This is a genomic window from Burkholderia sp. PR2 (genome assembly GCF_052372875.1).
In the GTDB taxonomy this organism is placed as follows: domain Bacteria; phylum Pseudomonadota; class Gammaproteobacteria; order Burkholderiales; family Burkholderiaceae; genus Burkholderia; species Burkholderia diffusa.
The window spans coordinates 803066-820564 of the sequence record NZ_JBQRWH010000004.1; the positions used below are offsets into that span (position 1 = coordinate 803066).

General features: G+C 68.0%; 16 protein-coding genes. 11 read left to right on the plus strand and 5 right to left on the minus strand.

All coding sequences use genetic code 11. From position 1 onward, the window contains the following. Positions 1–462 precede the first annotated feature (462 nt). On the plus strand, positions 463–2298 hold the full coding sequence (locus ACT2FV_RS20860) for a S10 family peptidase (protein WP_444504710.1): 1836 nt from the start codon (positions 463–465) through the stop codon (positions 2296–2298). Between the two features lie 157 nt (positions 2299–2455). Here ACT2FV_RS20860 and ACT2FV_RS20865 read toward each other — a convergent pair whose 3' ends face one another. The 5 genes from ACT2FV_RS20865 to ACT2FV_RS20885 form a co-directional block, all read right to left on the minus strand. Further along, positions 2456–3244: a sulfite exporter TauE/SafE family protein gene (locus ACT2FV_RS20865; RefSeq protein ID WP_124629565.1), complete on the minus strand. Its 789-nt coding sequence runs from the start codon at positions 3242–3244 to the stop codon at positions 2456–2458. A gap of 306 nt (positions 3245–3550) precedes the next feature. Then, complete coding sequence (locus ACT2FV_RS20870) at positions 3551–4990, minus strand: DHA2 family efflux MFS transporter permease subunit (RefSeq protein WP_444504711.1); 1440 nt, start codon at positions 4988–4990, stop codon at positions 3551–3553. 128 nt (positions 4991–5118) lie between these two features. Continuing rightward, entirely contained in the window at positions 5119–5850 is a 732-nt protein-coding gene (locus tag ACT2FV_RS20875; protein WP_444504712.1) for a DsbA family oxidoreductase, read from the minus strand. Between the two features lie 195 nt (positions 5851–6045). Beyond that, positions 6046–6840 (minus strand): helix-turn-helix transcriptional regulator, encoded by a 795-nt coding sequence (locus ACT2FV_RS20880; protein ID WP_059604541.1) that lies wholly within the window; start codon positions 6838–6840, stop codon positions 6046–6048. Beyond that, the gene (locus ACT2FV_RS20885) at positions 6837–7811 is read right to left on the minus strand and encodes an ornithine cyclodeaminase family protein (protein WP_124903094.1); all 975 of its coding nucleotides are present in this window, start codon (positions 7809–7811) and stop codon (positions 6837–6839) included. The genes ACT2FV_RS20880 and ACT2FV_RS20885 overlap by 4 nt, the downstream gene beginning before the upstream one ends. A 331-nt stretch (positions 7812–8142) precedes the next feature. On the opposite strand from ACT2FV_RS20885, the gene ACT2FV_RS20890 reads away from it, so the two are divergent. From ACT2FV_RS20890 to ACT2FV_RS20935, 10 genes are all read left to right on the plus strand, one after another. Then, a complete protein-coding gene (locus tag ACT2FV_RS20890) occupies positions 8143–8922 on the plus strand; it encodes an ABC transporter substrate-binding protein (protein WP_059604546.1) in 780 nt (259 codons plus the stop codon). A gap of 67 nt (positions 8923–8989) precedes the next feature. Continuing rightward, on the plus strand, positions 8990–10234 hold the full coding sequence (locus tag ACT2FV_RS20895; RefSeq protein ID WP_444504713.1) for an NAD(P)/FAD-dependent oxidoreductase: 1245 nt from the start codon (positions 8990–8992) through the stop codon (positions 10232–10234). 480 nt (positions 10235–10714) lie between these two features. Further along, entirely contained in the window at positions 10715–13180 is a 2466-nt protein-coding gene (locus tag ACT2FV_RS20900; RefSeq protein ID WP_444504714.1) for a beta strand repeat-containing protein, read from the plus strand. 276 nt (positions 13181–13456) lie between these two features. Then, a complete protein-coding gene (locus tag ACT2FV_RS20905) occupies positions 13457–13816 on the plus strand; it encodes a COG4315 family predicted lipoprotein (protein ID WP_059608124.1) in 360 nt (119 codons plus the stop codon). A gap of 55 nt (positions 13817–13871) precedes the next feature. Beyond that, positions 13872–14387, plus strand: a complete 516-nt coding sequence (locus tag ACT2FV_RS20910) for a sigma-70 family RNA polymerase sigma factor (protein WP_059608125.1) — start codon at positions 13872–13874, stop codon at positions 14385–14387. After that, the gene (locus tag ACT2FV_RS20915; RefSeq protein ID WP_226114235.1) at positions 14387–15175 is read left to right on the plus strand and encodes an anti-sigma factor family protein; all 789 of its coding nucleotides are present in this window, start codon (positions 14387–14389) and stop codon (positions 15173–15175) included. The genes ACT2FV_RS20910 and ACT2FV_RS20915 overlap by 1 nt, the downstream gene beginning before the upstream one ends. 27 nt (positions 15176–15202) lie before the next feature. Then, a complete protein-coding gene (locus ACT2FV_RS20920; RefSeq protein WP_444504715.1) occupies positions 15203–15616 on the plus strand; it encodes a quinol oxidase in 414 nt (137 codons plus the stop codon). Beyond that, positions 15613–16245, plus strand: coding sequence for a LolA family protein (locus ACT2FV_RS20925; RefSeq protein ID WP_059608128.1), 633 nt, complete (start codon positions 15613–15615; stop codon positions 16243–16245). Before ACT2FV_RS20920 ends, ACT2FV_RS20925 begins: the two co-directional genes overlap by 4 nt. Positions 16246–16286: 41 nt before the next feature. After that, positions 16287–16796: an SRPBCC family protein gene (locus tag ACT2FV_RS20930; RefSeq protein ID WP_444504716.1), complete on the plus strand. Its 510-nt coding sequence runs from the start codon at positions 16287–16289 to the stop codon at positions 16794–16796. 374 nt (positions 16797–17170) lie between these two features. Continuing rightward, a complete protein-coding gene (locus tag ACT2FV_RS20935) occupies positions 17171–17464 on the plus strand; it encodes a co-chaperone GroES (RefSeq protein WP_011544732.1) in 294 nt (97 codons plus the stop codon). The last annotated feature ends 35 nt before the right edge of the window (positions 17465–17499 follow it).

The following is a 17499-nucleotide window of genomic DNA, read 5'->3' on the forward strand; positions in this document are numbered from 1 at the left end:
TGCGCCGATATTTTCACTTAATTTAATAAATTACCGTAAAGACAATATTCCTTTCCGTATAGTTAATCGATCCTTTCGATTTTATTAAATCGGCTCGAGCTGCGATTGGTCGCCGTTTTGCGATTGATCGGCATTTTGCCGAGGGGGTCGTTCGTCTCTTGGAAGCGAAGGCGTCTTTTCTGGCGGGCTTCACGGGGAATGCTTTTGCTTGCTGTTTCTGGCGCATGCGGATGACAGAGCGGAATTCGCATTGCCGAGCATTATTGAATCGTCGTTTGCAATGGAATTGATTCCATTGTGCGGTCGAGGAATATGGGTGGGGTAAATCGTGCCGGTCGGTATTCGCCGATCCGGTAAAAAACTCGGAGTGCATCGCAAAACGAATGCGCTCCCGGTGCGGAGCGCCGGCGCAAATGATCCTTTGCGACCGGCGGTATTTATCGTTCTGTTCGAGAGGCAATAATGACGACACTGAAGTCCTTGAAAGACGGTTTCGCGCTATTTGGAACGACACTGAGCGTGCCGCTCGCCGCAGCCGCGGCCGCGGCGCTGCTCGTCACGGGGTGCGGCGGCGACGACGGGTCCGGCCCGACCGCAGCCACCGCGGCGGCCGCGACGACGTCGAACGGCAGCACGGCGGCCACCGCCAATGCAACGGCCGCCGTCCCGGCCGACCAGCCGTACGTCGACAGCGACGTGTACGGCACCGGGCCGAACGACGCGGTCACGGATTCGACCGAAGGGGCCGCGGTCGTGCACCGCCAGGTCACGATCGGCGGCAAGACCGTCCAGTACACGGCCACCACGGGCCACCTGACTACGATCGATCCGATCACGTCGGCGCCGAACGCGAAGATGTTCTACGTCGCGTACACCCAGGACAACCCGGACCCGTCGAAACCGCGCCCGGTCACGTTCTTCTACAACGGCGGCCCCGGCTCGTCGTCGGTCTACCTGCTGCTCGGCTCGTATGGGCCGAAGCGCCTGCAGTCGTCGTTCCCGAACTTCACGCCGCCGGCCCCGTACAAGCTGCTCGACAACCCGGACAGCCTGCTCGACCGCACCGACCTCGTGTTCATCAACCCGGTCGGCACCGGCTACTCGGCGGCGATCGCCCCGGCGAAGAACAAGGACTTCTGGGGCACTGACCAGGACGCGCACTCGATCGATCGCTTCATCCAGCGCTACCTGACCAAGTACTCGCGCTGGAACTCGCCGAAGTTCCTGTATGGCGAGTCGTATGGCACGGCGCGCAGCGCGGTCGTATCGTGGGTGCTGCACGAGGACGGCATCGACCTGAACGGGATCACGCTGCAATCGTCGATTCTCGACTACGCGAACGCGCTGTCCGCGCCGGGCACCTTCCCGACGCTCGCGGCCGACGCGTTCTACTGGAAGAAGACGACGCTCAACCCGACGCCGACCGATCTCGACGCGTACATGGTGCAGGCCCGCAACTATGCGGACAACACGCTCGCGCCGCTCGCGCAGAAGCCGAATCCGCAAGACGGCGGCTTCGTGAACGTGCGGCTTAACCTGAACCTGCAGACCGCGCAGCAGATGGGCTCGTACATCGGCACGGATCCGACGTCGCTGATCCAGACGTTCGGCAACCCGGCCGCGCTCGGCAACGTGCCGTCGTCGGACGACAACCCGCCGTACACGTTCTTCCTGACGCTCGTGCCGGGCACGCAGATCGGCCAGTACGACGGTCGCGCGAACTTCACGGGCAAGGGCATCGCGCCGTACATCCTGCCGAACTCGGGCAGCAACGATCCGTCGATCACGAACGTCGGCGGCGCATATACGGTGCTGTGGAACAGCTACATCAACACCGACCTCAAGTACACGTCGACGTCGTCGTTCGTGGACCTGAACGACCAGGTGTTCAACAACTGGGACTTCAGCCACACGGACCCGACCGGCGCGAACAAGGGCGGCGGCAATACGCTGTACACGGCCGGCGACCTGGCGGCGACGATGAGCGTGAACCCGGACCTGAAGGTGCTGTCGGCGAACGGTTATTTCGATGCGGTCACGCCGTTCCACCAGACCGAGCTGACGCTCGCGCAGATGGCGCTCGATCCGACGCTCAAGGCGCAGAACCTGACGATCAAGAACTACCCGTCGGGCCACATGATCTACCTGAACGACGCGTCGCGGACCGCGCTGAAGGGCGATCTCGCCAACTTCTACGACGGCATCCTCGCGAACCGCACCGCACTGCAGCGCGTGCTGAAGCTGCAGGCGCGCACGCAGCAGCTCAAGCAGCAACAGTTGAAGCAGCAGGGGCAGTAAGCATCGCGTTGCGGCCCGCACGGTCCGGCCTTGCGCCGGGCGGTGCGGGTTCGCGAGACTCCGGATGGACGACAGCCCGATCGGCGCAGGCCGGTCGGGCTGTTTTTTTCAGCGCATGGCGATGCCGGCGGCTGAAGGAGGCGCCCGGCGGCGGCGCCTACGCGAGCACGAGCCGCACGCCGACCGCGACGAGCGTCGCGGCGAGCAGGTTGCGCAGCAGCCGCTCGGGCGCGCGCGCCGACAGCAGGCTGCCGATAACGATGCCGGGCAGCGAGCCGAGCAGCAGCGACAGCAGCATCGACCAGTCGACCGAGCCGAGCAGCCAGTGGCCCATGCCCGCGACGAGCGTGAGCGGCACCGCGTGCGCGATGTCGGAGCCGACGATGCGCGTGGTCGCGAGCGTCGGGTACAGCAGCAGCAGCACGGTGACGCCGATCGCGCCGGCGCCGACCGACGTCATCGACACGAGCACGCCGAGCACGGCGCCCGTCAGCACGGTCGACCACAGCGTGCGCGCGGGGCTCGGCGCGAGCGGGTTGCGCGCGGCGAACGCGGTCAATTGCGGACGGAAGATCAGCGCAAGCGACGTGAGCAGCAGCGCGATGCCGAGCACGAGCTGGATCATGCGCGCGGTGCCCGGCGTGTTCATCCCGTGCGTGTGCAGCCACCACAGCGTGAGCGCCGCGGCCGGGACGCTGCCGGCCGCGAGCCGGCCCGTGATACGCCAGTCGATCGACCCCTTCAGGCCGTGGACGAGCGTGCCGGTCGCCTTGGTCGCGGCCGCGTACAGCAGGTCGGTGCCGACCGCTGTCGCGGGGTGGACGCCGAATAGCAGCACGAGGATCGGTGTCATCAGCGAACCACCGCCGACGCCCGTCAGGCCGACGAGGATGCCGACGAACAGGCCGGACAGGGAGTACAGCAGATCGATATGGGGAAGCGACATCGGAAGCAGGCGGTTATGCGGCGTTCGGCGGCGGCGCGCGGCCACTGCGCGCGCGTCAAAGTCCGCCATTGTCGCAAATGTGGCGGGTGGATGTACGACTGCGTTAAAAATCGGCTGCGAAGGCCCGTGCGGCGGGCGGCTGGCGGGGCGTGAAACGGGCGTTCGATCGACGGCGGGGCCGATTACGCGATCGGCCCGAAAGGTATGATGAATCGGGAGTGGGCGCCGCGCCCCGGCGCGCGCAAAAAAGGGCGCGACAGTGCGCGCCCCGGTGCGATGCCGGCGACCGGCGCCGCCTGCCGACGGTCAGTGCATCGCGGGGCCGACGCCTTCGACGCCGTTCTGCGGCCGGATGCGCAGCGCAAGGCCGACCAGCGCGGCGGCGGCGGCGAACGCCGCACCGAACGCGAAGGCCGCGTGGTAGCCGCCGTTCAGTGCGTCGAGCGGCGCGGCGTGCGCGGCCGCGAGCGCATCGGTGCGGGCGGCCGCAAGGCTCGCGAGCACGGCGAGGCCGAGTGCGCCGCCCATCATGAATGCGGTGTTGACGATGCCTGACGCGAGCCCCGAATCGGCCGGGTCGACGTCGCTCATCGCGGCGAGCAGCACCGGATTGAACGCGACGCCGGCGCCGATGCCGAGCAGCGTCATGCCCGGCAGCACGTGCCAGACGAAGCTGCCGTCCGCCGGCGCGCGCGAGAACAGCGCGAGGCCGCACGCCGCGACAAGCAGGCCGGCCGCGATCGGGCCGCGGATGCCGAAGCGCATCACGATCCGCGCCGACAGCCCGAGCGAGAACGCGGCCATGATCAGGTTCGCCGGCAGGAACGCGAGCCCGACCTGCAGCGGCCCGTAGCCGAGCACGCGCTGCATGTAGAGCGCGGACAGGAAAAACCACGCGAACATGGCCGCCGCCCACAGCACGCCGATCACGTTCGCGAGCGCGACGTTGCGCGCGGCGAACAGCGTGAGCGGCATCAGCGGATGCGCGACGCGCGCCTCGATCGCGATGAACAGCGCGAGCAGCACGACGGCCGCGCCGATCAGCACGACGGTCTGCGTCGACAGCCAGCCGGCCTCGTTGCCGCCGACGATCCCGTAGACCGCGAGCATCAACGACGCGGTCACGGTGATCGCGCCCGCGACGTCGAGCCGCGCGGCGCCGGCCGGCGCGCGCATGCTCGGCAGCAGCGCGACGCACATCGCATAGACCGCGAAGCCGATCGGCAGGTTGACGAGGAAGATCCAGTGCCACGACAGCGTGCTCGTCAAGAGCCCGCCGAGCAGCACGCCGATGCTGCCGCCGCCCGCGCAGACGAAGCCGTAGACGCCCATCGCGCGCGCCCGTTCGCCCGGTTCGGTGAAGAGGTTCATGATCAGCGACAGCGACACGGCCGACACGACCGCGCCGCCGAAGCCCTGCACCGCGCGCGCGGCGATCAGCATCGTCTGCGACTGCGCGAGGCCGCAGGCGAGCGACGCGAGCGTGAACACGACGAGGCCGGCGAGGAACATGCGCCGCTGGCCGTACAGGTCGCCGAGCCGGCCGCCGAGCAGCAGGCAGCCGCCGAACGTCAACAGGTATGCGTTGACGACCCACACGAGGGCCGTCTCGGTGAAATGGAGGTCGGTGCTGATCGACGGCAGCGCAACGTTGACGATCGTGCTGTCGAGCACGATCATCAGCACGCCGAGGCAGAGGACGATCAGCGCGTACCAGCGCTTCTCGCCGTGGATCCCGTGGGTCATGGGCTGGCCGCCTTCTCTCTGATAGTTATTTGAAAGGCTGCATTGTAGACGTCATTCGCGCGCGCTTCCTGCCGGTTTATGGCAGGAGCGACGCGTAGCGGCGGCGCGCGTCGCGCGGCGCCGGGAGGTTATCCGCGCGGCGGCAGTTCGCAGCCGTCGGGGCCGCATGCGGCGGCGTCGCCGGCGAATTCGACGATAGCGCTATCGCGCCACGCCTGCTCGAGTGCCTGCGCGAACACCTCGGTCGGCTGCGCGCCCGATACCGCATAACGGCCGCCGAACACGAACAGCGGCACGCCGCGTCCGCCGATCTGCGCCGCATGCGCGATGTCGGCCTCGACTTCGTCACGGTATGCGTCGCTGCGCAGCACGGCTTCGACGGCCGAGCGCTCGAGCCCCGCTTCGACCGCGAAGTCGATCAGCGCCGCGTGGTCGAACAGCGAGCCGTGCTCGCAGAAATACGCGCGGTACAGCCGCTCGGTCAGCGCATGCGCACGGCCGGTCGTTTCCGCGAGCTTCACGAGCCGGTGACCGTCGAGCGTGTCGCCGACGAACGTGCCGGGCAGGTCGTAGCGGAGCCCGACACTCGCGGCCGCATCGGTCACCTGGCGCAGCATCTGGTCGACCTGCGCGGGCGACATCCGGTACTTGCCGGCGAGCATCGCCTCGACCGGTTCGACCGGCTGGCCCGGCATCAGCCGGTACGCGCGCAGCGCGACGTCGACGTGCTCGGCGTGCGCAAATGCGGCGAGCGCCTCGTCGAAGCGGCGCTTGCCGATCCAGCACCATGGGCAGATCAGGTCGGACCAGATTTCGACGGTCAGGGTCGGGCGGGCTGTCGGGGCAGGGGTGGTCGTCATGGGCGGTCCGGGACGGCAAATAAATGTAACCGGGACTATATCATTTTATGCTTCGATGCTTCGTCGGCGTCTCGCCCAGGTGGAACGGGCCGGCCCGGACGCTTCACGAAGCATAGACACGCATGGTGTGTACCGGTAGCGATTGTCGATGGCGATGACGGCATGCCCGGCGCCGCCGCTCGCCGCACGCGCTGCTTACGCGTCGCCCTGCGTTTCCTTCAGATGCTTCAGGTGCTTGTAGACGGTCGCGCGCCCCATCCCGAGCACGTTCGCGACGTAGTTCGCGGCGCTCTTGCCACGGAACGCGCCTTCCGCGTACAGCGCTTCGACGAGTTCGCGCCGGTGCTCGCGCGTGAGCCCATTCAAGCCGACCTGCCGCTCGCGCAGCCAGCCGTGCAGGAACGTGTTGATACGCTCCTGCCAGTCGTCGCGGAACAGCTCGTCCGGTTGCGCGACGATGCCCGCGCCCTTGATGAAGACGTCAAGCGTCGCGCGGACGTCGTCGAACACCGCGATGTTGAAGTTGATGCACATCATCCCGGCCGGGCGGCCTTCGTCGTCGAACAGCACGTTGCTCACGCAACGCATCCGCCGGCCGTCCCAGTTCAGCTTTTCGTACGGACCGATCACACGCTCGCGCGCCGAATGATCGATTTCCTCGAGCGCGGAGTCGTCGCCGACCTCGCGCTTCGACAGGTTGTTCGCGAGATACAGCACGGTCTGGTCGTGCAGGTCGTGGATCACGACTTCCGCATACGGGAAGAACAGCGCCGCGATGCCGTCGGCGATCGGTGCATAGCGGGTGAGCAGCAGGTCTTTGACGGGGGATTGCTTCTTGCGCATCGGAATCGCCATCTCGGGTGAGCGGGGGCCGGGCGGTGCGTCGGCACGGCGCGCCGGCGTGCCGTCGACCGGCTGGTCCGTGCGCCCGCGCGCTGCCGCCGCGGCGGTTGCGCCATTGTATCGGCCCCGCGCGCGCGTGCTGCTCATGCGCGCGTCAGATGCGTGTACAGCGCGTGCGCGATCGCGATGTCCTCGAGCCCAAGGCCGATCGAGCGGAAGAACGCATGACGCGTGCGAGACGGCGCCGCGCACGTGCCGGCGACGAGCGCGGGCAGGTCGCCGACGATCCGCTCGGGCGTCCAGCCGTGCCCGGCCGCCGCGATCTGCATCTCGCCCGCGCTCGCGGGCGTCGTGTGCCGGTAGTCGCAGTACACGTCCATGTCGGGCAACCACGCGGGCGGGATCTCGTGCGCGCGCGCGACGTTGGTGCTGATCGACGTGACGAGCGCGGGGCGCGTGAGCATGCCGTCCGCGAGCACCGGCGTGCCCGACGACGTGCACAGCATCACGACGTCCGCGTCGCGCACGCACGCCTCGACGCTGGCGGCCGCACGGGCCCGCGGATCGATCCGCGCAAGCGTCGCCTGTAGCGTCGGGTCGCCGGCGAGCGCGGGCGAATGGACGCTGATCGATGCCCAGTCGCGCAACGCCGCGGTGTGGCGCAGATGCGCGAGGCCGACCGCGCCCGTGCCGATCACGGCGAGCCGGCGCGCGTCGCGCGGTGCGAGGCAGTCGACCGCGAGCGCCGTCGTGCCGGCCGTGCGCTCGACCGTCAGCAGCCCCGCGTCGCACCACATCAGCGGCTGGCCGGTGCGCATCGACATCAGCGCCGTCCATGCGGTGACGATCGGTTTCCCGTCGGGTTTGCCGCCCGTCACGACGTACGGAGACAGCTTCGCGCCGAACACCTGCTCGTCGGCGAGCGCGCCGAGATACGTGATGAAATCGCCGGCCTGCTCGGGGAACAGCGTGAGGGTCTGCGGCGGCTGCACCGCGCGGGCCGACGCGAGCGACGCGAACATGCGGCGCAGCGTGCCGAGCACGTCGAGCGACGGCAGCGCCGCGCGCACCGCGGCTTCGTCGACGACCAGCGGCAGGGTCGGGGCGGGTTGCGTCATGGGACTTCTCCGGTCGGGGCCGGACAGGACAGTCTCGAAATAGCGTGTCCGGCGGTGTTCGTAGTGGACTAAAAGTCTAATATAGACAATGGAATTCTGGCGAGTTTTTCTTTTCAGGACCGAGGCGCGCTATGCGGAACGGTAAAAACGTCGCTAAATCAATGGCGTGGAGCGCGGGCGGTAACGATTCGATCACTGCATCGCGCTTGCGATTATCGTATCCCCTATAGTCTATAGTAGACTAAGAGTCTATATTTTGCGTGCGGACCGGCGTGCCGTCGCACGATGACCGGTCTTCATCGCCTCAATCCGGAATCGAAGGACATCCGTCATGAACTGGAAGCTTTCCCTCTGCGCCGTCGCGGCGCTTGCGTGCGCGGCCGTCTCGGCCCACGCGGAACAGACCACGCTGCGCTTCGGGATCGAAGCAGCGTATCCGCCGTTCGAGAGCAAGACGCCGGCCGGCCAGCTGCAGGGTTTCGACGTCGACATCGGCAACGCGGTGTGCGCGAAGCTGAACATGAAGTGCGTGTGGGTCGAGAATGCGTTCGACGGGCTGATCCCGGCGCTGCAGGCGCGCAAGTTCGACGCGATCAATTCGGCGATGAACATCACCGCGAAGCGCAAGCAGAGCATCGACTTCACGCCGGCGATCTACGTGGTGCCGATCGTGATGGTCGCGCACCGCGGCTCGCCGCTGCGGCCCGATGCCGCCAGCCTGCGCGGCAAGCACGTCGGCGTGCTGCAGGGCTCGTCGCAGGAGGATTTCCTCAAGGCGCACTGGGCGAATGCGGGCGTGGCCGTCGTGTCGTATCAGGACCAGGACCAGATCTATGCCGATCTCGTCGCCGGACGTCTCGACGCGGCCGTGCAGGAAGCGCAGACCGCGCAGGACGGTTTCCTCGACAAGCCGGCCGGCCGCGATTACCAGATCGTCGGCGACGCGCTGAAGGATCCCGCGACGCTCGGCGAAGGCACCGGCTTCGGGATGCGCAAGGGCGACAAGGCGCTGCAGGCGAAGATCGTCGGCGCGCTCGACGCGCTGAAGAAGGACGGCACGCTAAGTGCGCTGTCGCAGAAGTACTTCAAGCGCGACATCGTCGCGAAGTAAGCCTGGCCGCGCGCCGGCCGCGGTGCCGGCGCGCGTCGCACCGAATCTCGACGCAGTACGGGGAAGCATGGATTTCGACGTCATCGTTCTGGGGGCCGGCATCGTCGGCGTGTCGTCGGCGCTGCATCTGCAGGATCGCGGGCTGCGCGTCGCGCTCGTCGACCGGCGCGCGCCCGGCGAGGAAACGAGCCACGGCAATGCCGGGCTGATCGAGCGCTCGTCGGTCGTGCCGTACGCGTTCCCGCGCCGGCTCGGCACGCTGCTGCGCTACGCACGCAACCGCTCGGTCGATCTGTATTGGGACTACAAGGCATTGCCCGCGTATGCGGGCTGGCTCGCGCGCTTCTGGCGCGAATCGTCGCCGCAGCGGCTCGCGGCCGCCGCGCGCGACATGCTGCCGCTCGTCGCGGCGAGCGTCGTCGAGCACGACGCGCTGCTCGCGCGCACCGACGCGCAGCCGCTCGTGCATGACGGCGGGTGGATCGAGGCGTTCCGTTCACCGGCGCTGTTCGACGCGGAAACGCGTGCGCAGCAGCGGGTGGCCGCCGCGCACGGGTTGCGGATGAGCGTCCTCGACGCGCGCGCGTTGCGCGAACGCGAGCCCGGTATCGGCGACGCATTCTGCGGCGCATTCCACTGGCAGGACCCGAAGACCGTGTCGAGCCCCGGGGGCCTGACGAAGGCGTACGCGCGGCTGTTCGAGCGTGACGGCGGCACGTTCGTGCGCAGCGACGCGGCGACGCTCGCGCAGGTGGACGACGGCTGGCGGGTCAATACCGAGCATGGGCCGATCGCGGCCCGCTCGGCCGTGGTCGCGCTCGGGCCGTGGTCCGATCACGTGTTCGCGCCGCTCGGCTACCGGATTCCGCTGCGCGCCAAGCGCGGCTATCACATGCATTACCTACCGACCCGCGCGCCGCTGAACGTGCCCGTGTGCGATACCGAGGAGGGTTTCGTCGTCGCACCGATGGAGGGCGGCCGCCTGCGGCTCACGACCGGCGTCGAGATCGCGTTGCGCGGCGCGCCGCCGACCGGCGTGCAGCTCGCGCGCGCCGAGCCGCTGGCGCGCGACGCGTTCGGCATCGGCGAGCGGCTCGATCCGGCACCATGGCTCGGGATGCGGCCGTGCACGCCCGACATGCGGCCGGTGATCGGGCCTGCGCCGCGCCATCGTCATCTTTGGTTCGCGTTCGGCCATTGCCACCACGGACTGACGCTCGGCCCCGCGACCGGGCGTCTGCTCGCCGAGATGATGACGGGCGAGCCGACCTACATCGATCCCCATCCGTACCGACCCGCGCGCTTCGGCTGAGCGCGTTTCGATACGACGGCCGCCGCAGTGCGGCCGTCACATTTTTTCATTTGGTTATCCGTATTATCCGCAGTCGCGCAAATGGAAATGATCTGCGTAATTGATTGGAAAGAAATCACGAAATAAGAAAAACGGTAAACAAGTGATTTATTAATGCATTTTCATGAAAATGAAATGCGGAGCAGGCGATCTGCCAGGGCAATCCGGCGGCGCTTTCACAACGGACGTCCCGATGTGGCACGGAATGTACCGGAACACGTTACTTCGGGCCTCGCAAACGTTACGTTACATCCGCGCACCGGACGTCTCATTCGTCAGATTATTGTGGCCGTGCGACCCATTTATTTGCCCGGAAATCCATATAAAACCGTTATTGGCCCGCAATAGGCCAACGAATCAATCCGTTTTATCCGGGTGGCACACTTCGTGCAATCCGTCCCCATGCTTTATCAACGTAGTGCCAACCGAGATGGGGTAAAGATGGGACAAAAGATTGAATTGACGGGTGTGGCGCTGTCGGTCGCGACGGTGTTCGGGGTACTGGCTTCCGGTTCGGCAATCGCGGGGACGCTCGATGCGCTGCCGCTTCCGCAGGTAATCGTGAATCCGCCGACGAACAGCGTCTCGATCGGGCTGGCCGCGACCGGCACGTCGCCGCTGGGTTCGATCACCGTGGCGGCGGGCGGGTCGGGCGCGATTCAGACGTCGCTGGGCGATCCGGCGCAGGCGTTGTCTGGCGCGGTGAACGCGCTGCAAGGCGCGCTCGGCGGCGCTGGCGGCACGGTGACGCCGCTCGCGCCGGTTCAAGGCGTGGTGAACCAGGTGACGGGGGCGCTCGCCGGCGGCAATCCGGCAAGTGCGTTGACCGGTGCGCTGGGCACGGCGACGGGGACGTTGAGCAATGCGGTTGGTACGGTCACGGGTGCACTGGGTAACGTGGGTGGCGGTGCGAATCCGCTGGCGCCGGTTCAAGGTGTCGTCAATCAAGTGACGGGGGCGCTCGGTGGCGGCAATCCGGCAGGTGCGTTGACCGGTGCGCTGGGCACGGTGACGGGTGCGCTGGGGAACGTCGGCGGCACGAACCCGCTGGCGCCGGTTCAGGGTGTCGTCAATCAAGTGACGGGGGCGCTCGGTGGCGGCAATCCGGCAGGTGCGTTGACCGGTGCGCTGGGCACGGTCACGGGTGCACTGGGTAACGTGGGCGGCGGTGCAAACCCGCTGGCGCCGGTTCAAGGTGTCGTCAATCAAGTGACGGGCGCGCTCGGCGGCGGCAATCCGGCAGGTGCATTGACTGGTGCGCTGGGCACGGTCACGGGTGCGCTGGGTAACGTGGGTGGCGGTGCGAATCCGCTGGCGCCGGTTCAAGGCGTCGTCAATCAAGTGACGGGGGCGCTCGGCGGTGGCAATCCGGCAGGTGCGTTGACCGGTGCGCTGGGCACGGTGACGGGTGCGCTGGGTAACGTGGGCGGCGGTTCAAACCCGCTGGCGCCGGTTCAAGGCGTCGTCAATCAAGTGACGGGCGCGCTCGGCGGCGGTAATCCGGCAGGTGCGTTGACCGGTGCGCTGGGCACGGTGACGGGTGCGCTGGGTAACGTGGGTGGCGGTTCAAACCCGCTGGCGCCGGTTCAAGGCGTCGTCAATCAAGTGACGGGCGCGCTCGGCGGTGGCAATCCGGCAGGTGCGTTGACCGGTGCCCTCGGCACGGTCACGGGTGCACTGGGGAACGTCGGCGGCACGAACCCGCTGACACCGATCCAGAACATTGTCGACCAGGTCACGGGCACGGTGGGCAGCGGCAATCCGGCCGGTGCGCTGGGCAACGCGGTCAATACGATCACCGGGACGCTCGGCAACATCGGCGGCGCGTCGAGCCCGTTGGCACCGGTGCAAGGCGCCGTCACGCAACTCGCCGGCACGCTTGGCAACGGCAACCCGGCCGGTGCGCTGACGGACGCCGTGAACTCGATGACGGGCGCGCTCGGCAACCTCGGCGGCACGAACCCGCTGGCGCCGGTGCAGGGCGTCGTGAACCAGGTCGTCGGCACGTTGTCGGGCGCCGGCGGCGGCAGCCCGATCGCGCCGATCACGAACCTCGTCAGCGGCCTGCAGAACGCACTGCCGACGGGTGGCAACGCGGCCGGCGCGCTGACCGGCGCACTCGGTTCGGTCACGAGCGCGCTCGGCAACCTCGGTAGCACAAACCCGCTGGCCCCGGTCCAGGGCGTCGTGAACCAGGTCGTCGGCACGCTCGGCAGCGGCAACCCGGCAGCCGCACTGAGCAACGCGGTCAATTCGGTGACGGGCGCACTCGGCAACCTCGGCGGTACGAACCCGCTGGCGCCGGTGCAAGGCGTCGTGAACCAGGTGGTCGGCACGCTCGGCGGCAGCAATCCGGCCGGCGCACTGACGGGGGCCGTGAGCTCGGTGACGGGCGCACTCGGCAACCTCGGCGGCACGAACCCGCTGGCCCCGGTGCAGGGTGTCGTGAACCAGGTCGTCGGCACGCTGTCGGGCGCAGGCGGCAGCCCGATCGCGCCGATCACGAACCTCGTCAGCGGTCTGACCGGCGGCAGCAACCCGGCCGGCGCACTGACCGGTGCACTCGGTTCGGTGACGGGCGCCCTCGCGAACGGTCCGGCAGCCCTCGGGCAGGCGGCCGGCGCGCTGTCGGGCGCGGCGGGTTCGACGGCTGCGGCGGGCGGCAGCCTGCTCGGCTCCGGCGCGAGCGCGGCCGGCAGCACGGCGGGCGCGACCGGTTCGCTGGTGTCGACGACCGGCAACGCGACGGCAACGGTCGTCAATGCTGTCGGCACGACGCTGGGCGCGGCGCTGGGTTCCACGCCGAGCCTGTCGGTCACGCCGCACTCGGGCAACGGCTCCGCGAACAACCCGCTCGCGCCGGTGTCGACGCTGCTGCAGGCGGTGACTGGCGCATTGCCGAAGTAACCGGCCGGAACGCGCGGCGGCGGCGCATCGCCCGCCGCGCGCACCGGGTCGTACATCGCGGCATGACAGCAATGTCATGCCGCGTTTTCTTTGGGTTCCCGATGTGTTTCCCGTGAGGAGTGGCGTCGCTTTGTGGGGTGGCATGGAATAACCGGCCGGTTTCGTCCGTTTACATACCGAGTCTCGGCGCGGCCGGACAGCGGGATAATGGTCATGACGAAGTCGACGTCCCGTCCGGCGCCACCGTGCCGCGATGCCATGTCAAGGAGAACGGGAATGAAGACGATGCTGTTCGCCATCGCGCTGACGGCCGCGATCGCGCGGCCCGCGGCCGCCGAGCCGCCGCAGGCCGGTGACGGGAAACTGGTCGACGAAGATCACATGACGCTATACGTGTTCGATCACGACGCGCCGGGCAAGAGCACCTGCACCGGCACCTGTGCGGCCAACTGGCCACCGGCGCTCGCCGACGGATACGACAAGGCGTCGGGTGCACTGAGCCTCGTCACGCGCGACGACGGCCGGAAGCAATGGGCTTACCACGGCCGTCCGCTGTATCGCTGGAAGATGGACCGCAAGGCCGGCGATGCCGGCGGCGACGGGATCGGCGGCATGTGGCACGTCGCGCGCCCCTGAGAAACCGACGGACCGAATGACGGACTGACGGCGCGGCGATGCGCGAGGCATCCGGATGAGCTACGAATCGGACCTGCTGGTGTGGCTGCCGCATCTCACGCGATATGCGCGCGCGCTGACGGGCGAGCGGGCCTGGGCGGACGATCTCGTGCAGGACACGCTCGAGCGCGCGCTGAACCGGCCGCCGCGCGACGGCGGAAACCTGCGTGCGTGGCTGCTGACGCTACTGCGCCACCGCTTCATCGACCAGTTGCGCGCGCGGCACGAGATTGCGGTCGACGATGCGACCGCGCCATGGCAGACGATGGCCGCGCCGACCGACGAGATCGGCGGCCTGCTGCTGCGCGACGTGCAGCGCGCGCTGTATCGGCTGCCCGTCGAGCAGCGCGAGGTGCTGCTCCTGGTCGCGCTCGAGGAATTGAGTTACCGCGAAGCCGCACAGGTGCTTGGCGTGCCGGTGGGGACGGTGATGTCGCGGTTGTCGCGGGCGCGTGAACAGATGCGTGCGCTGCTGTCCGGCGAGTCGCCGGCGCGCGGCGCGGCCGCGTTACGGGTGATCGGGAAGACATGATGGACGACGATCCGCGCAAACCTTCGAATGATCGGGACGGCGGAGCCGATGCATCGGCGCAATTGCTGTCGGCGCTGCTCGACGGCGAATTGTCTGGACAGGAGCGCCGCGAGGTGCTCGAACGGCTGCAGTCCGATCCGCGTGAAGCCGACCGGTTTGCGCATTACGGCGCGCAGCGCGACGCGTTGCACGCGCTGTTCCCGCTGCCTGCCGCCGCACCCGCGCTGTTTGTGCAGCGGCGCGCACCGCGCTGGCGCGGCGTCGCGCATGCATTCGCGGGACTGGCGGCCGGGCTGGTGATCGGCGTCGCGCTGCACGCGGGCTGGACGACGTTCGGTGCCGAGCCGGCCTTCGCCGCGCGCGCGGACGTCGCGTACGCCGTGTACGCGGCCGATCGGGAGCATCCGGTCGAGGTCGACGCACGCGATCCGGCGCGCCTTGCCGCGTGGCTGTCCGCGCGTCTCGGGCGGCCCGTGCGCGCGCCGTCGCTCGACGAATACGGATATGCATTGCTGGGCGGCCGGCTGCTGCCGGGCGACGCGGGGCCGGCCGCGCAACTGATGTACCAGCGTGCGGACGGCAAGCGCGTGACGCTCTACATGACGGCCTACGATGCGCGGCGCTTCGCGCCGCAGTCGATGTCGGCCGGCGGCCGCGACACGTATTTCTGGTCCGATCGCGGCATGGGTTATGCGCTCTCCGGACGCGCCGACGAACGACGGCTGCGCGAGCTCGCGATCGAAGCATGCGGCGCGCTCGGCGGACCGACCGACGCGTGGAAGGGTTGACGCGCGCGACGTCGGCAGGGAGCCAACATGAACACGAAGACGGTGATGGCGGCGGTGGCGCTCGTGGCGGGCGCCGGGCTCGCGCGGGCGGACGGCGATGCGCCGGTGCGCGTGCCGGTCGATGCCGACGGCGTGCAGCGGGTGGCGATCGTCGGCGGCAGCTATTTCTTTCGCCCGAACCACGTGATCGTCCGCGCGCACGTGCCGGTCGAACTCACGGTATCGGCCGAACCGGGCGTCGTACCGCACAGTTTCGAGATCGATGCGCCGCAGGCCGGGATCGCGGTGCACACCGAACTGGGCACGACGCCGCGCACGTTGCGCTTCACGCCGACGGCGCCCGGCCGCTTCGCCTACTATTGCACGCATCGGCTGCTGTTCCTGCGCAGCCATCGCGAGCGCGGAATGGAAGGCGTGCTCGACGTCGAGGCGGCGCCGTGATCGCCGCATTGCTGGCCGCGAGCCTGATAGGAGCGAGCATGACAGCCGATCCCGTTACCATCGCGCAGTCGCATTTCGACCAGGTCCATTCGTACCGCGCGACGATCCGCTCGTCCGCGCGAAGCGGCGAGCACGCCGAATTCCACTATGCCTACCGGAAACCCGGTTTCGTGCGGATGGACTTCGTGTCGCCGCATCACGGCGCGGTGCTCGCGTACGACCCCGACGCGGGCAAGGTGCGGCTGCGCCCGTTCGGCGAGCATGCGCTGCCCGCGCTGACGCTGTCGCCGTCCAATCCGCTCCTGCGCGACCGCAGCGGCCATCGCGTCGACCGGTCGGATGTCGGCGTGCTGCTGCGCAACGTGCATGCGCTGCAGCAGGGCGGTGCGACCGTGACGGAAGGCAAGGAAACCATCGGCGGCCGTACCACGCTGCGCGTATCGGTGACGGGCGCGCCCGCACACGTGGTTGACGGCGTGCATCGCTATCTGTTGTGGCTGGACGCCGAGGACGGCTTTCCGCTGAAGGTCGTCAGCTTCGCGGATGACGACGGCGCGCCGCTCGAAACGGTGACGCTCGACGACGTCGAGATCGACGTCGCGTTTCCCGCCCGCTTTTTCGCGCCCTGATCGCGCGCTTGATCCCGATCCTGATTCGCGCCGGAGGCAGCATGGCGGAATACCGGTTTTCGACGACGTGGCGCGTGGACGCGCCCCTCGCGGCTGTCTGGGACGCGATCTACCAGGTCGATCGCTGGCCCGACTGGTGGAAGAGTGCCGTGCAGACCGCCGAGATCGAGCGCGGCGACGCGCGCGGCGTCGGCGCACTGCAGCGATACACGTGGAAAGGTGCGTTGCCGTACCGGCTGACCTTCGACATGCGCGTGCTGCGCGTCGAGCGGCCGCATGTGCTCGAAGGCCGCGCGAGCGGCGCGATCGAAGGCGCCGGCCGCTGGTCGTTCGCCGGCGACGGTGCGCGCACCGTCGTGCGCTACGACTGGCACATCCGCACGCGCGAGCGCTGGATGAACTGGCTGGAGCCGATCGCGCGCCCGCTGTTCGCCTGGAATCACGACGTCGTGATGCGCGAAGGCGCGAAAGGCCTCGCGCGACTGCTCGGCGCGACGGTCGTGACCGACGGCCGGACGTTCCAGCCAGTGGCGGGCTGTCCGGACATGTGACGATCCCGTGGCCGCCGTTTGGGCCCCTGTCGGGTCCGAGCAGCCTTTTTCACGCGATGCCGGACGACCGCGGGAACTCGGTGCTCGCCCCGTGTCAAATTGGGGCGAGGGTCGGGATTTCCCGTATCCCGTCCGCTCCCGGTGTGCGAGATTGATGCTTATGTAATTGTTTTAAATGAATTTTTGTGATTCACCCCCGTTTTTCCGTCGTTCCGCCTCGCACGAAAAAACCTCCGGCTCCCCTTCTTGAATTTGTCAAAACCCGTCCATATAATTAGCACTCGCTGCACGAGAGTGCTAACAATTCTCTGCCGGGCGATTTGCCGGGCAGATTCCCCAAGCGTTCTTCAATCTCAGTCAAGAGAGGAGTGAATATGAACCTTCGTCCTTTGCACGATCGCGTGATCGTCAAGCGTCTGGATCAAGAAACCAAGACCGCCTCGGGCATCGTCATCCCCGAAGCCGCTGCTGAAAAGCCGGATCAAGGCGAGATCCTCGCGGTCGGCCCGGGCAAGCGTGACGACAAGGGCGCTCCGATCGCGCTCGACGTGAAGGTCGGCGATCGCGTCCTGTTCGGCAAGTACGCAGGCCAGACCGTCAAGGTCGACGGCCAGGAACTGCTGGTCATGCGCGAAGAAGACATCATGGCCGTGGTCAACGCGAAGTAAGCGTCCACTGACGGTACATATTCCCAAGAATTCAA